Below are 14,402 nucleotides of genomic sequence, written 5' to 3' on the forward strand. Positions count from 1 at the left end.
GCGGGCTGCACCAACCCCGGCGTCTTTCGCGTGGCGGGAAACTGGTCCTGATCCGGCTGACAGGTCAGCTCCGTACTCGCGCTCGTCGCGGCCTCGAACCACAGGGTGTACCTTCCTCTAAAATCTGAATCCGGCCCATTTTAGTAGTCCAGGCTGGGAAAAAGCCGGGTGCCCCGGCCCGGGGCACCCGCTGGGATGTTCTCAGAAGCCTAGCTTGACCAGCTGTTTGGGGTCCCGTTGCCAGTCCTTGGCCACCTTCACGTGAAGGTCCAGGTAAATACGGGCGCCGAGCAGCGCCTCGATCCCCTTGCGCGCGTTGGTGCCCACCTCGCGGAGCCTGGCCCCGCCCTTGCCAATGATGATGGCCTTCTGGGACGGCCGCTCCACATAGAGGTTTACCCGGACATCCAGGAACGGCCGGTCCTCGGGGCGGCCCTCACGGGGCACGATTTCGTCCACGACAACGGCCAGGGAGTGCGGCAGTTCGTCGCGCACACCTTCCAGGGCAGCTTCCCGGATGAGTTCGGCGATCATGACGGCTTCGGGCTCGTCCGTCAGGTGCCCGTCCGGGTAGAGGGGCGGGGACGCCGGCATGTGGCTGATCAGGACATCGGCGACGATGCCCACCTGGAAGCCGTCAGTGGCGGACACCGGGACGATGTCCTTCCAGCCGTCCTCACCGAGGACCTCCCGGCCGAGGGCGTCGACGGCGAGGAGCTGCTCGGTGAGGCCTTGCTGGTCCACCGTGTCGGACTTCGTGACGATCGCGATGACCGGCTTGTTGCCGATGGCGGCGAGCTGGGCAGCAATAAATTTGTCACCCGGGCCGATTTTCTCGTTGGCCGGCAGGCAGAAGCCGATGGCGTCAACCTCGGCGAGGGTGTCAGCGACGAGGTCGTTGAGGCGTTTTCCCAGCAGCGTGCGGGGGCGGTGCAGACCGGGAGTGTCCACCAGGATCAGCTGGGCGTCGTCCCGGTGGACGATCCCGCGGATAGTGTGGCGGGTGGTCTGCGGCTTGGCCGAGGTGATGGCCACTTTCTGGCCCACCAGGGCGTTGGTCAGGGTGGACTTGCCGGCGTTGGGCCGACCCACCAGTACGGCAAAGCCGGCACGGAAGCCGCCGAAGTCTTCCTTGGCGGCATCCTTCTTGCCTGGGTGGTTATTTTTCTTGCTCACGTGGAACTCCCTGCTGGGTTGTTTCCGCCTCGTCGAGGAGGTCTTCAAGGTCAGTGTCTACTTTTGGTACGGCTGCCGCAACGATGTGGCTGACACGGTTGCGGCGGCCTTCGAGGCGTTCGGCGCGCAGCGCAATGCCGCCCACCTCCACGGTGCTCCCGACAATCGGTACCCGGCCAAGGGCCTTTGCCAGCAGCCCTCCCACGGTGTCCACTTCGTCGTCGTCGAGTTCGATGTCAAAAAGCTCGCCAAGGTCATCAATGCTCATACGGGAACTGACCCGGTAGGAGCCGTCGTCCAGCGCTACGGCCTCGGCGCTTTCCGTGTCGTATTCGTCCACGATCTCCCCGACGATCTCCTCGATGAGATCCTCCAGTGTGACCAGGCCGGCCGTGCCGCCGTATTCATCAATAACGATGGCTACGTGCGTTGATTCCTTCTGGAGCTCCCGGAGGAGGTCGCTGACCGGCTTGGATTCCGGAACGTAGCGCACCTCACGGGCCAGTGATTCGACGAGCGGCGGCTCCTCGTTGGGGCCCAGTTCGTGGAGCGTGGCCGCAACGTCCTTCAGGTAGACGATGCCCAGGATCTGGTCCGTGTTGTCCTGTATTACCGGAATCCGGGAATAGCCGGACCGCAGGAACAAGGACATGGCACGCCTGAGGCTGGATCCGGCGTCGATGCTGAGGATGTCTGTCCGGGGCACCATGACGGCCCGCACCAAAGTGTCGCCGAAGTCGAAGACGGACTGGATCATCTCAGCTTCGGTGTCCTCGATCATGTCCGATTCGCTGGCCCGGTCCACAAGTTCGCGGAATTCCTGTTCGCTGAAGAATGCCTCATCGCCTCCGGGCGCACCCGGCGCGGCGGCACTGCCCAGGGCCACCAGCCACGCAGGGATGGGGCCCAGGACCCAGGTGAGGAAGCGGATGAGGGGCGCCGTGAACCTCACCACCGCTGCCGAGTGGAGCCGGCCGAGTTGCCGTGGCGAGACACCGACAATAACGAATCCGAGCAGGGCCATGATCCCGGTGGCTGCCAGCCCGGCGAGCCAAACGTTGTCCAGCAGGCTGTGCAGCAGGACGGCAACTGCCACCGCGGATGCCATCTCAAACCAGATCCGCCAGAACCTCAGCGCGCGGATATGGGCCACCGGGTGCGCCATGATGCTCCTCATGGCGTTCCCGCGGCTCCTGAGGAGAGCCTCTTCGGCGTCGTGCCGCGGAAGAAAATTGAAGGCGGCCTCCGCCGCGGTCAGGACGGCGGCAATGCTGAGGAACGCCAGGGCCATGCCAACAAGGAGCAGGGGCGTCACTGCGTTGTCTCGGCGGGTGCTTCTTTGCCGGTGAAGCCGGACAGCAGTTCCCGCTGGAGCCCGAACATCTCAGCCTTTTCTTCGGGCTCCGCGTGGTCGTAGCCGAGAAGGTGGAGGATTCCGTGCGTTGTCAGGAGGAGCATCTCGTCCTGGAGGGAGTGCCCCGCGTTTTTCGCCTGCACTTTGGCCACCTGCGGGCAGACAGCAATGTCACCCAGCATTCCCTGCGGGGTGGGCCGGTCCGGTGTGCCGGGGGTCAGCTCATCCATGGGTACCGAGAGGACATCCGTGGACCCTGGCTCGTCCATCAGTTCGATGTGGAGCTTCTCCATCGCCGGTTCGTCCACCAGGAGAATGGACAGTTCGGCCTGCGGGTGGATGTACAGCTGGCCAAAAATATACCGCGACAGCGCCACGAGCTCTGCCTCGTCCACCTGGACGCCGGACTCGTTGTTCACTTCGATGCTCATGCGCGCTCCCCCTGCTTTTCACGGCCTACCGAATGCTTGACCCTGTTCCGCTGGACGTCGTCCCAGACGCTGTAGGCCTGGACGATGTCCCCGACGAGGCGGTGCCGCACGACGTCGGTGGCGTCCAGGACCGAGAAGTTGATGTCCTCGATGCCGCGCAGGATTTCCTCCACGATCCGCAGCCCGGAGCGGGTTCCGAACGGCAGGTCCACCTGGGTGACGTCGCCGGTGACCACCATTTTCGAGCCAAAGCCGAGCCTGGTGAGGAACATCTTCATCTGTTCGGGCGTGGTGTTCTGTGCTTCGTCGAGAATGATGAAGGCGTCGTTGAGGGTACGGCCGCGCATATACGCAAGCGGAGCCACTTCAATGGTGCCGGCGGCCATAAGCCGCGGGATGGATTCCGGGTCCATCATGTCGTGGAGGGCATCGTAGAGGGGCCGGAGGTAGGGGTCGATCTTGTCGCTGAGCGTGCCAGGCAGGAACCCAAGCCTCTCGCCGGCTTCCACAGCAGGCCGGGTCAGGATGATGCGGCTGACTTCCTTCTGCTGAAGCGCCTGGACCGCCTTGGCCATGGCCAGGTACGTCTTGCCGGTGCCTGCGGGGCCGATGCCGAAAATCACCGTGTTGGCGTCGATCGCGTCCACGTAGTTTTTCTGGTTCAGCGTTTTGGGCCGGATGGTCCTGCCGCGGCTGGAAAGGATGTCGTGGGTCAGGACATCAACCGGGTTCTGCAGGGACTGGCTGCGCAGCAGCGCCACGAGTTGCTGCAGAACGGCGGGGCTGATCACCGTGCCTCGGGCGACCAGGCCGCGGACCTCCTGCAGCAGCCGCATGATCCTGGGCACATCGGCGGCAGGTCCGCTGATGGACAGTTCATTGCCGCGCACATGGAAGTTGACGGCCGGGAACTGCTCTTCGATGAAACGGAGGGCCTCATCATGGCTGCCGAGCGACTGGACCATCTGATCGGAGTTATCAAAAACGACCACCTCCGTCCGGATGCCGGGAAGGGTGTGGGGAAATTCTCCTGCGGTGCGCTCAGTATTCAGCCGGCGCTTTCCGTTCGCTGATTCAGTCATGGTGCTGGCCCGCAGGCCTGTGGTCCCCTCCAGTTCAAATTCGGTATTCCGTGGACCGCCGGGGCGTGCTGCCACGCCCGCCGGAGGTCTCCGGGTTCATACCATCTTACGCCAGCGCGGGGCCAGAGGCGGCTGAGTGGAGGGCTTCGCAGCGGCTGTGCGCGGCCTTCCGGCGGTATCGGAACGGTCCCCAGGGGCGGGAAGTTGCCGTCATTAGGTATCAACTTCATATCGGCCTCATATCGTTCCCGTTGCAGTTGCACCGGTCGGCGGAGTTCGGACCTCAGGGCCAGTTTCCCTGTGCGATGCTGGAAATCAAGGCCGTCCGGGGACCGGCTCCATCATCACAGCCAGGAAGGACAGTGCCATCACAGTGCCGGGACCAGTAACGCCCCTTGCCTTGGGACCTGCCCTGGGGCGCATCCGCTCCGCCGCCCTGCTGGGCCTCCTGCCCGCTGTCCTTGTCCTCACCGGCTGCATCGCGGATCCCGGGCCGGAGCCCACGCTGGCGCAGAATTCGAGCCAGGCCGCGGAAAATACGTCGCCAGGGGTGCCGTCCACCAGCGCGCCGCTGGAAACCACGCAGTCATCCAACAAGGCACCCGTCTATTGGATCGGCCGCAGCAACAACAACGTATTCCTCTACCGCGAGTTCAGGGATGTGCCCGAACAGGAAAACCCGGTGACCAGGGCACTGCGGGCCATGATGTCGGACAAGCCCCTCGACCCGGATTTCTTCACGCCGTGGCAGAACCCCAAGAAGCTGGCCACGTCCATCTCCGGCAAGAACGTCATCACCGTTGACGTCTCCGAGGACGCCTTCAACAGCAACCTCGACGCCGACATGGCCGGCCGCGCCATCCAGCAGCTGGTGTACACGGCCACGGCGGCCGGCGCGAGTTCAGGCCTCATCGATTCCGGCCAGCAGATCCAGGTGATGGTTCTCGTGGACGGGCACACCGACTACCTTGCGTTCAACCACGTGCGCCTTGGCAAGCTGATGTCCCGGAGTCCCGGCATGGTGGCTCCGGTATGGATCATCGATCCGCAGGAAGACGTGGAAGTCGCCGATGGCAGCGTTAAGATCACCGGGCGGAACACGCTCCCCGGCGGCAAGCTGCGCTGGCGCATCCTGCGTGAGGAAGGGAACGGCGAGAAGACGCCTTTCCTGACCGGTGAGACCACCGCCGCGGCGGAGGCCGCCCAATCCGGCGTGTTTACCCTCGCCTTGACGCTCACCCCGGGCGACTACGAGCTTCGCGTCGCACAGGCGGACCCCTCAGGCAGCGATCAGGAGCTGAACGTTGATACGCGCAGCTTCAGCGTGCGCTAGCAACCACACTCTCAGCCTGCAGGGGCGGCCCAGCGGCCCAGCACGTCGCTGGCAAGGACCACCGCGGCGGGACCGGCGGTGGAGGATCTGAGCACATGGTGCCCAAGGAGTGCCGTCACCGCGCCGGCACTGCACAGCCTGGTCACTTCACGCGGACTGATCCCGCCCTCCGGCCCCACAATGAGCAGAATTTCGCGGGGCCCGCTGCCGTCCGCCGTCGCGTGCCAGGACTCCAGAACAGACCGGAACGGCCGGACGGCGTCCTCGTGCAGGATGATGGCGAGGTCGGCCGCGCCGGCTGCTGCAGCAAGTCCAGGGGTTTCGACGGCGGCGCGCACCTCCGGGATCCAGGCGCGTCTGGCCTGCTTGGCGGCAGCCGTGGCCACCGACTGCCACTTGGCGTGTGCCTTCGCTGCCCGCTCGCCTTTCCACCGTACGATGGACCGCTCGGACTGCCACGGGATGACGGCGTCGATGCCCAGCTCGGTGGCGGTTTCCACGGCGAGCTCATCGCGGTCGCCCTTGGCCAGCGCCTGCACCAGGACCAGCCGGATGTCCGGTTTTTCTTCCGCCGTCAGCGCGGAGCACTCAACTGTCAGTTCGGACGGTGATGCCGCCACCACCGTACCGGTCAGCCGTTTGCCGGCACCGTCCGCGATGTCCACGGACTCGCCGGGGGCAAGCCGTTTGACCGCCACGGCGTGCCGGGCCTCGGGCCCCTGCAGGACAAATTGGGCGCCGGGGACCATGTGGTCCAGCGTCCCCGCGGCGCTGAAGAAAACCGGATTGCTCACCGCTACAGGTTACCGAGCCGGTCCCGCAGCTTGGCGAAGACACCGCCGCTGGCGGCAAGTTTGCCCTCCGTGAACTGTTCGCCGCGCAGCTTCGCCAGCTGCCGCAGCAGGTCTTCCTGGGCGGAATCCAGCTTGGCCGGCGTCTCCACCTGGAGGTGCACCTTGAGGTCGCCGCGGCCGTAGCCGCGGAGGTGGGTCACGCCCAGGCCACGCAAAGTGATGATCTCCCCTGACTGGGTTCCCGATTTGACGTCGATTTCCTGCAGCCCGTCGAAGGTCTCCAGGGACACTTCCGTGCCCAGGGCGGCTGCGGTCATGGGAATGTTCAGCGTGGCGTGCAGGTCGTCGCCGTCACGCACATAGGTGGCGTCGTTGTTAACCCGGATCTCAACGTAGAGATCACCCGCCGGGCCGCCTGCCGGGCCTGCCTCGCCCTGGCCGGACAGCTGGATCCGGGTTCCGGTGGCAACGCCGGCGGGCACCTTGATGGTCATCGACCGGCGGCTGCGGATCCGGCCCTGCCCGCTGCATTCGTTGCAGGGGTCCTTGATCACGGTGCCGAAGCCTTCGCAGCTTCCGCACGGGGCGGCCGTCATGACCTGGCCCAGGATGGACCGTACCGCGCGCTGGACCTGTCCGCTGCCGCCACAGATGTCGCAGCGTTCCGGGTGGCTTCCTTCCCGGCAGCAGGAGCCGTTGCAGGTGGGGCAGACGACGGCGGTGTCCACCTCGAGTTTCTTGTTGACCCCGAAGACGGCATCGCGGAGTTCGATCCTGACGCTGATGAGGGCATCCTGCCCGCGCCGGACACGCGACGCCGGCCCGGCGGATCCTCCGGCGCCGAAAAAGGTGTCAAAGATGTCCTGGAAGGCGAAGCCCTGCCCGGCGTAACCGCCGCCGCCGAAGCCGTTGTCGGTGCCGTTTTCGTTGCCGGTGGTGTCATAGACCCTGCGCTTCTGCGGGTCGGAGAGCACCTCGTAGGCGTGGGTTACGGCCTTGAAGCGGTCCGAAGCGTCCTCACCGGGGTTGACGTCCGGGTGAAGCGTGCGGGCCAGCTTGCGGTAGGCCTTCTTGATCTCTTCCCCGGTGGCTTCCGGTGAGACTCCAAGGACGTCGTAGTGGCTGCTCAAAGTTCGTATCTCTTCCTGTTTGTCCTGCTGCAGTCGGACTGCTTGCACTGCTTTTCTTGCCTGGGGCCCGGCCAGGTGCGGTCAGGGGCCCAGAATCCTTGACAGATAGCGGGCCACGGCCCTGACTGCCGCCATGGTGGTGGGGTAATCCATCCGGGTGGGGCCCAGTACCCCGATTTTGGCCGTGCTGTCCGGGCCGTACGCCGTGGCGACCACCGATGCTTCAGCGAGCCCGTCGTAGGGGTTTTCCCGGCCGATGCTGACTGTCACGCCGCGGGGATCCTGCGCCATCTCGCTCAGCAGCCGCAGCATGACCACCTGTTCCTCGAGTGCTTCAAGCACCGGGCCGATGCTGAGCGGGAAGTCAACGTTGGACCTGGCAAGGTTGGCGGTGCCGGCCATGACCATGCGGTCTTCGCGGCTGTTGTGGGCGAGGATCTCCAGGCCGTGGGCCAGGGCCTGCGCCGCCGGCCGCTGCCCCGGGCCAATCCCCGAAACCACCACGGGCAGCGACTGGGTGAGGTGGCTGAGCGGGGTTCCGGCGAGCGAGCCGAGGAACCTGCCCCGGATGCCGGCGAGGGCTTCATCGCCCAGGTCCTGGCCGACGTCGACCACCTTTTGCTCCACCTTGCCGGTGTTGGCGATGAGGACTACAAGGACCTGGCGGGGGGCCAGGAGCACAAATTCGATGTGGCGGATCGTGGCGCGGCTCAGGTGCGGGTACTGGACCACTGCCACCTGGTTGGTCAGCTGTGACAGCAGCCGGACGGTCCGCTCCAGGACGTCGTCGAGATCGTCCGAGCCCTCGAGGAGCGTCTGGATGGCGCGGCGTTCAGCCTGCGACAAGGGTTTTACTGCGGAGATTTGGTCCACAAACAGCCGGTAGCCCTTGTCCGTGGGGATGCGACCGGCGCTGGTATGCGGCGCTGTAATCAGGCCGTCGTCCTCCAGGGCCGCCATGTCGTTGCGGATGGTGGCGCTGGACACGCCCAGATGGTGGCGTTCAACCAACGCCTTGGACCCCACCGGTTCGCGGGAGTGCACGTAGTCCTCCACGATGGCACGCAGTACTTCAAGTTTGCGCGGCTCGCTCACACTCCACCTCCATCCAGGGTCACGGGCGCCGGGTTTCCCCCGCCGGGCGCACCGGCCGCGGCGCGGGCGCGGCTTAGCACTCGACATGCCTAAGTGCTAACAGTCTAATATGACTCACCCCGTTGTTAGCATTGGTACCGCTCCGGGCGAAATTCCGGGCCAGGACCTAGGCAAGGCGGAACACATCCATGCAATACCAGAACTGGGGCCCCCAGGAGATCGCCGCCCCCGTCAGGAACCAGCTCCCGGAAGTGCCGGTGGAGCGGGGCATGGTCCTGGAAGATGTCCAGTCAGGCTGGGTGGGCGCCGTGACGAGGGTCGAAAAATCCGGCGGCATGCATGTCGTGGCGCTGGAGGACCGGCGGGGCAAATCGCGGTCCTTCCGGCTTGGCTACGGCTTCCTCCTCGAGGGGCAGCCCATCCGGCTCATGCCGCCGGCACCCCGGCAAGCCACCGCGCCGGCCGGACGGACGGCCTCCGGTTCGGTCCGTGTCGCCGGCCAGCGGGCACAGGTGGCGAAGGCCAGCCGGATCTGGGTGGAGGGCAAGCACGACGCCGAACTGGTGGAAAAGGTCTGGGGAGACGACCTCCGGGTGGAAGGCATCGTCGTCGAGCCTTTGCACGGCATTGATGATCTGGCCGCCGCCGTGGCTGACTTCTCCCCGGGTCCCGGCCGCAGGCTGGGCGTGCTCGTTGACCACCTGGTGCCGGACTCCAAGGAGTCCCGGATCGCGGACGCCGTGATGGCCTCGCCGGGGGCAGCAGGCAATGTCCTCATCGTTGGCCATCCCTATGTCGATGTGTGGCAGGCCATCCGGCCTGCAGTGCTGGGAATTGAAAGCTGGCCCGTCGTCCCCCGGGGCCAGGACTGGAAGACAGGCATCCTGGCGGCGTTCGGCTGGCCCCATTCCACCAAGGAAGACATCGGCCTGGGCTGGCAAAAACTGCTGGGCGCGGTCCGCAGCTACGCCGACCTGGAAGCATCGCTGCTGGGCAGGGTGGAAGAAGTCATCGACTTCCTGACCGTTCCCTAGCAGTATTCTTGGTACTGCAGGTGCCTCTGCACTTGGCCCGGCACCCTGTAAGTTTGAATGTTCTACATCAACGCACCATTGCATTTTCGAAGGAAGACACCGTGGCAGAAAACGCACGCGAACACAGGGACAACCAGGGCGGCCAGGGCCGCTCCGAGTACCATGGCGTTCCGGCAAACGCGCTGCCCCTGACGGCCAGTGAAGACCGGCAGTGGGCTACGCTGGCGCACTTCGGCGGCATTCTCGGGTGCGTTCCGTCGCTGCTGATCTACCTCATCTTCCGGGACCGCGGGCCGTTTACCGCCCAGGAATCGAAGGAAGCGCTGAACTTCAGCCTGCCTCCCACCATCGCGGCCGTGGTGGCCAACCTGCTGGTGTTCATCCCCGTGATCGGCAACATCTTCGCCGTCATTGCCACGCTGATCTGGATTGCGCTGACGTGCTATTCCGTTGCAGCGGGCATCCACGTAAACCGCGGCCAGCCGCACCGCTACCAGTACAACCTGCGCTGGATCAAGTAATCCCCGCACGCGCCAAGCGGCGTCCCGAGGCCGCGGACGCGGGGCTAGTCCGGCAGGATCCTGCGCACCACCGCGTCGGCGAGCAGCCGGCCCTTCAGCGTCAGCACCAGCTGGCCCCTGAATGCCTGCGCTGGCTCCACCAGCGCGTCCGCGATGAGCCCGGCCACTTCTTTCCGGCCGGACTCCCCCAGCGAACTGATGCCGACACCGGTGACGAGCCGCGCCTCGAGCATGATCCGTTCCATGTCCCGTGTGCCGTCGTCGAGGGTTTCCCGCCCGGCGGCCGGTGAGAGCCCCTGCGCCAGCCTGCCGGCATAGGCCGTGGGATGCTTGACGTTCCACCAGCGCACACCGCCCACGTGTGAGTGGGCTCCGGGGCCGATGCCCCACCAGTCGTCGCCGCGCCAGTAGGCCAGGTTGTGGCGGCAGGCCTGGTCGGGCGTCCGAGCCCAGTTGCTGACTTCATACCAGCCGAGCCCGGCTTTGCCGATCAGCTGGTCGGCGAGCTCGTACTTGTCGGCGTGGTCGTCGTCGTCAATTCCCGGGACTTCACCCCGGCGGATCTGCGCGGCGAGCTTGGTGCCGTCCTCCACGATCAGCGCGTAGGCACTGATATGGTCCGGCTCGTAGGACAGTGCAGTCTCGAGGGAGTACCGCCAGTCGTCCAGTGATTCCCCCGGGGTCCCGTAGATCAGGTCCAGGCTCACGGCGAGGCCGGCGTCACGCGCCCATTGCACCACCTGCGGCACGCGGCTGGGAGTGTGCGTCCGGTCCAGGACTTTGAGCACATGGGGAACGGCGGACTGCATGCCGAAGGATACCCTGGTGAAGCCGGCGTTCTTCAGGACGGCAAGGGACTCCGGAGTGACCGAGTCAGGGTTGGCCTCGGTGGTGACCTCGGCGCCGGGTTCCAGCCCCCAGCGGCCGACGGCGGCAGCCAGGATCCGCGCGAGGTCTTCCGCGGGGAGCAGCGTGGGCGTTCCACCGCCGAAGAACACCGTGCTCATGGGCCGGTCCGGGATCCCGGAGGCCCGCAGGACCGTCGCTGCGAAGTCCACCTCGGACACGGCAGTGCTGGCGTAGGCGTCCTGCGACGCGCCGCCTCCAAGCTCGGTGGCCGTATACGTGTTGAAATCACAGTAGCCGCACCGGACTGCACAGAACGGAATGTGCACATACAGTCCAAAGGCGCGGTCCGCCGCACCGTCGGCTGCCTGCGGGGGCAGCAGGCCGTCCGACGGCGCCGGGTCGCCGAGGGGAAGAACGCTAGGCACGGGTGCGGCCTCCGGTGCCTCGGGCCACAGTCATCACTACTTCTTGGCCTTGTCCTTGGACTCGTCGGTGGTCAGCGCGGCGATGAAGGCTTCCTGCGGAACCTCGACGCGGCCCACCATCTTCATGCGCTTCTTGCCTTCCTTTTGCTTCTCCAGCAGTTTGCGCTTTCGCGAAATGTCACCGCCGTAGCACTTGGCAAGCACGTCCTTGCGGATGGCGCGGATGCTTTCCCGGGCGATGATCCTGGAGCCGATGGCAGCCTGGATGGGGACCTCGAACTGCTGGCGGGGAATCAGCTCGCGCAGCTTGGTAGTCATCATCACGCCGTAGGCGTACGCCTTGTCGCGGTGCGTGATGGCCGAGAACGCATCCACCTGCTCGCCCTGGAGCATGATGTCCACCTTCACGAGGTCGGCCACCTGCTCGCCGTCCGCTTTCCAGTCCAGCGAGCCGTAGCCGCGGGTCTTGGACTTGAGGATGTCGAAGAAGTCGAACACGATCTCAGCCAGCGGTAGACGGTACCGGATTTCGACCCTGTCCTCGGACAGGTAGTCCATGCCGCCCATCACACCGCGGCGGCTCTGGCACAGCTCCATGATGGCGCCCACGAATTCGTTCGGCGCCAGGATGGTGGCGGACACCATCGGCTCGCGGACTTCGGCGATCTTGCCGGAGGGGTATTCGCTGGGGTTGGTCACGTGGACCACCTTCTTGTCCTCCAGCGTTACCTCGTACTCCACGTTGGGGGCGGTGGAGATCAGGTCCAGGTTGTATTCGCGCTCAAGCCGCTCCCGGGTGATTTCCAGGTGCAGCAGGCCCAGGAAGCCCACACGGAAGCCAAAGCCCAGCGCGGCGGACGTTTCGGGTTCGTAGACCAGCGCGGCGTCGTTGAGCATCAGCTTCTCCAGCGCATCGCGGAGCACCGGATAGTCCGTGCCGTCCAGCGGGTACAGGCCGGAGAAGACCATGGGCTTGGCATCCGCGTAGCCGGGAAGGGAGTCGGAGGCGGGCTTGGCAAGGTTGGTGACGGTGTCGCCGACCTTGGACAGCCGGACGTCCTTCACGCCGGTGATGAGGTAGCCCACTTCGCCGACGCCGAGGCCCTTGGACGGGGTGGGTTCCGGGGAGCTCACGCCGATCTCGAGGAGTTCGTGGGTGGCCCTGGTGGACATCATCTGGATGCGTTCGCGGGGGTGCAGCATGCCGTCAACCACGCGGACGTAGGTGACCACGCCGCGGTACGTGTCGTAGACGGAGTCGAAAATCATGGCACGGGCCGGGGCGTCCGCGTTGCCCGTCGGGGCCGGCAGGTCACGCACGATTTTGTCCAGGAGCGCCTCGACGCCCATGCCCGTCTTGCCGGAGACGCGGAGTACCTCGTCGGGGTCGCCGCCGATCAGGCTGGCCAGTTCGGCCGCGTATTTCTCCGGCTGGGCGGCCGGGAGGTCGATCTTGTTCAGGACCGGAATGATGGTGAGGTTGTTTTCCATCGCCAGGTAGAGGTTGGCGAGGGTCTGGGCCTCGATGCCCTGCGCCGCATCAACCAGCAGCACTGCGCCTTCGCAAGCCGCAAGCGAGCGGGATACCTCGTAGGTGAAGTCCACGTGGCCGGGGGTGTCGATCATGTTCAGCGCGTAGCTGGTGCCGTCCAGTTCCCAAGGCATGCGGACCGCCTGGGACTTGATGGTGATGCCGCGTTCACGCTCGATGTCCATCCGGTCCAGGTACTGGGCCTTCATGTCGCGGGACTGGACCACTCCGGTGTACTGCAGCATCCGGTCGGCCAGGGTGGACTTACCGTGGTCAATGTGCGCGATGATGCAGAAATTCCGAATAATGGCCGGATCTGTCGCGGCGGGCACCGGGGCGGTGCGGGCCATGGGAGACACGCAGGGTCCTTACTGTTGGCATTCACACGGACACAGCCAGGGCGCACCGGGGCACGCTGGCGGACAGGCCGCATATTTTCAACCTCCAGTGTCCCACGTCAGGGCCTGCCACACCGCATCCGTCGGGCAACACCCGGGTGTCACTGCAAGACCGGCATTTCCCGCCCGGCGATAGGGTTTCCCCATGGCACTGAACTTCCGCTCACTGGTCAACGCATTCCAGAAGACTGTCCGCATCCTGGACAAGATGCGGCGGGACTCAAACGCCGCCCCCCGCACCAGGGCGGGCAGCCCTGCCGCGGAGACGCCGGCACGAACTACGGCCCGGCCAAAGCCGACGTCGTCTAGGGCCTCCCGCGGGCCGGGGCCGGTCACCGATTATCCTGGCGATTTCCGCGGAACTTCCACGGTCCGGTACGCCCCGCAGCCGGACGGCGCCCCGGACCCGGGCGAGGTCGTATGGACCTGGGTGCCCTACGAAGAAGACCACACCAGGGGCAAAGACCGCCCGGTCCTTCTGGTCGGCCATAGCGGCCGCTACCTTCTGGGACTGATGCTCACCAGCCGCGACCACGACCAGGACGCCCACGCAGGCAACGACTACGTGGATATCGGAACCGGGGCCTGGGACCGGCAGTCCCGTCCCAGCGAAGCAAAGGTGGACAGGATCCTGCAGATCAGCCCCGACGGGATCCGCCGCGAAGGCGCCGTACTCGACCGGCGACGTTTCGAACTGGTTGCCGCAGTACTGCGCAGGCGACACGGCTGGAACTAGGGCCGCCAAATGGCCAGCCTTCGGCCCAATCTGCTATTCTTTATAGCTGTGTGTCCGTGCAGGTCGACGGCCACTGATGGTTGGCCGCCATAGGTATCCCCACGCCGCTCAGTCAATGGCCAATCTGAAAGCCCTCTAGACCATTTCCGCATTAAAAAGAGAGTTCACACGTGGCTAATATCAAGTCCCAGAAGAAGCGCATCCTCACCAACGAGAAGGCACGCCTGCGCAACAACGCAGTCAAGTCTGAGCTGAAGACGGCCATCCGCGCCGTCAACACCGCCGTTGAGTCCACCGACAAGGATGCAGCTGCTGTTGCCCTGGTTGCCGCCAGCCGCAAGCTGGACAAGGCTGTCAGCAAGGGTGTTCTGCACAAGAACAACGCAGCGAACCGCAAGTCGGCGATCTCCAAGAAGGTCAACGCACTGTAAGGCTTCCAGTTCCCTGAACTGATGGTTGTGGCCGGCACCCCCTGGGTGCCGGCCACACCGCTTTAAGCGCGTTGCCCCTGTT

Annotated in this window: 14 protein-coding genes; 5 read left to right on the top strand and 9 right to left on the bottom strand. The window is 65.5% G+C overall.

The window, feature by feature from the left end; translation table 11 throughout:
* Nucleotides 1-201: 201 nt before the first annotated feature.
* The 4 genes from era to ABV518_RS20065 are packed head-to-tail and all read right to left on the bottom strand — an operon-like array spanning nt 202 to nt 4,043.
* On the bottom strand, nt 202-1,176 hold the full coding sequence (era, locus tag ABV518_RS20050) for a GTPase Era (protein WP_367770691.1): 975 nt from the start codon (nt 1,174-1,176) through the stop codon (nt 202-204).
* On the bottom strand, nt 1,160-2,491 hold the full coding sequence (locus ABV518_RS20055; RefSeq protein WP_367770694.1) for a hemolysin family protein: 1,332 nt from the start codon (nt 2,489-2,491) through the stop codon (nt 1,160-1,162). The genes era and ABV518_RS20055 overlap by 17 nt, the downstream gene beginning before the upstream one ends.
* Nucleotides 2,488-2,961, bottom strand: coding sequence for an rRNA maturation RNase YbeY (ybeY, locus tag ABV518_RS20060; protein ID WP_310163806.1), 474 nt, complete (start codon nt 2,959-2,961; stop codon nt 2,488-2,490). Before ybeY ends, ABV518_RS20055 begins: the two co-directional genes overlap by 4 nt.
* Entirely contained in the window at nt 2,958-4,043 is a 1,086-nt protein-coding gene (locus ABV518_RS20065; RefSeq protein ID WP_310163803.1) for a PhoH family protein, read from the bottom strand. Before ABV518_RS20065 ends, ybeY begins: the two co-directional genes overlap by 4 nt.
* 412 nt (nt 4,044-4,455) lie before the next feature.
* On the opposite strand from ABV518_RS20065, the gene ABV518_RS20070 reads away from it, so the two are divergent.
* Nucleotides 4,456-5,376: a GerMN domain-containing protein gene (locus tag ABV518_RS20070; protein ID WP_367771074.1), complete on the top strand. Its 921-nt coding sequence runs from the start codon at nt 4,456-4,458 to the stop codon at nt 5,374-5,376.
* An 11-nt stretch (nt 5,377-5,387) separates the two neighbouring features.
* Here the strand turns inward: ABV518_RS20070 and ABV518_RS20075 are convergent, their stop codons facing one another.
* The 3 genes from ABV518_RS20075 to hrcA all read right to left on the bottom strand — a co-directional run bounded on the left by ABV518_RS20075 (nt 5,388) and on the right by hrcA (nt 8,395).
* Complete coding sequence (locus ABV518_RS20075; protein ID WP_367770699.1) at nt 5,388-6,170, bottom strand: 16S rRNA (uracil(1498)-N(3))-methyltransferase; 783 nt, start codon at nt 6,168-6,170, stop codon at nt 5,388-5,390.
* 2 nt (nt 6,171-6,172) lie between these two features.
* On the bottom strand, nt 6,173-7,300 hold the full coding sequence (gene dnaJ, locus ABV518_RS20080) for a molecular chaperone DnaJ (protein ID WP_131133055.1): 1,128 nt from the start codon (nt 7,298-7,300) through the stop codon (nt 6,173-6,175).
* A gap of 81 nt (nt 7,301-7,381) precedes the next feature.
* Nucleotides 7,382-8,395, bottom strand: a complete 1,014-nt coding sequence (gene hrcA / locus ABV518_RS20085; protein WP_367770702.1) for a heat-inducible transcriptional repressor HrcA — start codon at nt 8,393-8,395, stop codon at nt 7,382-7,384.
* Nucleotides 8,396-8,583: 188 nt separating this feature from the next.
* Between hrcA and ABV518_RS20090 the strand changes: the two genes are divergently transcribed.
* Nucleotides 8,584-9,429: a DUF3097 domain-containing protein gene (locus tag ABV518_RS20090; protein ID WP_367770705.1), complete on the top strand. Its 846-nt coding sequence runs from the start codon at nt 8,584-8,586 to the stop codon at nt 9,427-9,429.
* 101 nt (nt 9,430-9,530) lie between these two features.
* Nucleotides 9,531-9,950, top strand: a complete 420-nt coding sequence (locus ABV518_RS20095) for a DUF4870 domain-containing protein (protein WP_131133058.1) — start codon at nt 9,531-9,533, stop codon at nt 9,948-9,950.
* 44 nt (nt 9,951-9,994) lie between these two features.
* On the opposite strand, the gene hemW is transcribed toward ABV518_RS20095, so the two are convergent.
* Complete coding sequence (hemW, locus tag ABV518_RS20100; RefSeq protein ID WP_367770708.1) at nt 9,995-11,224, bottom strand: radical SAM family heme chaperone HemW; 1,230 nt, start codon at nt 11,222-11,224, stop codon at nt 9,995-9,997.
* A 36-nt stretch (nt 11,225-11,260) separates the two neighbouring features.
* Nucleotides 11,261-13,114: a translation elongation factor 4 gene (gene lepA, locus ABV518_RS20105; RefSeq protein WP_207307736.1), complete on the bottom strand. Its 1,854-nt coding sequence runs from the start codon at nt 13,112-13,114 to the stop codon at nt 11,261-11,263.
* Between the two features lie 184 nt (nt 13,115-13,298).
* On the opposite strand from lepA, the gene ABV518_RS20110 reads away from it, so the two are divergent.
* Together ABV518_RS20110 and rpsT are read left to right on the top strand one after the other, a co-directional pair.
* On the top strand, nt 13,299-13,889 hold the full coding sequence (locus tag ABV518_RS20110) for a type II toxin-antitoxin system PemK/MazF family toxin (RefSeq protein WP_367770712.1): 591 nt from the start codon (nt 13,299-13,301) through the stop codon (nt 13,887-13,889).
* 170 nt (nt 13,890-14,059) lie between these two features.
* Nucleotides 14,060-14,320 carry a 30S ribosomal protein S20 gene (gene rpsT, locus ABV518_RS20115; RefSeq protein ID WP_066291556.1) on the top strand — a complete coding sequence of 87 codons (261 nt, stop codon included), beginning with the start codon at nt 14,060-14,062 and terminating at the stop codon, nt 14,318-14,320.
* The last annotated feature ends 82 nt before the right edge of the window (nt 14,321-14,402 follow it).

Origin of the sequence: Arthrobacter sp. HS15c, assembly GCF_040812005.1 — a bacterium.
Lineage (GTDB): Bacteria > Actinomycetota > Actinomycetes > Actinomycetales > Micrococcaceae > Arthrobacter.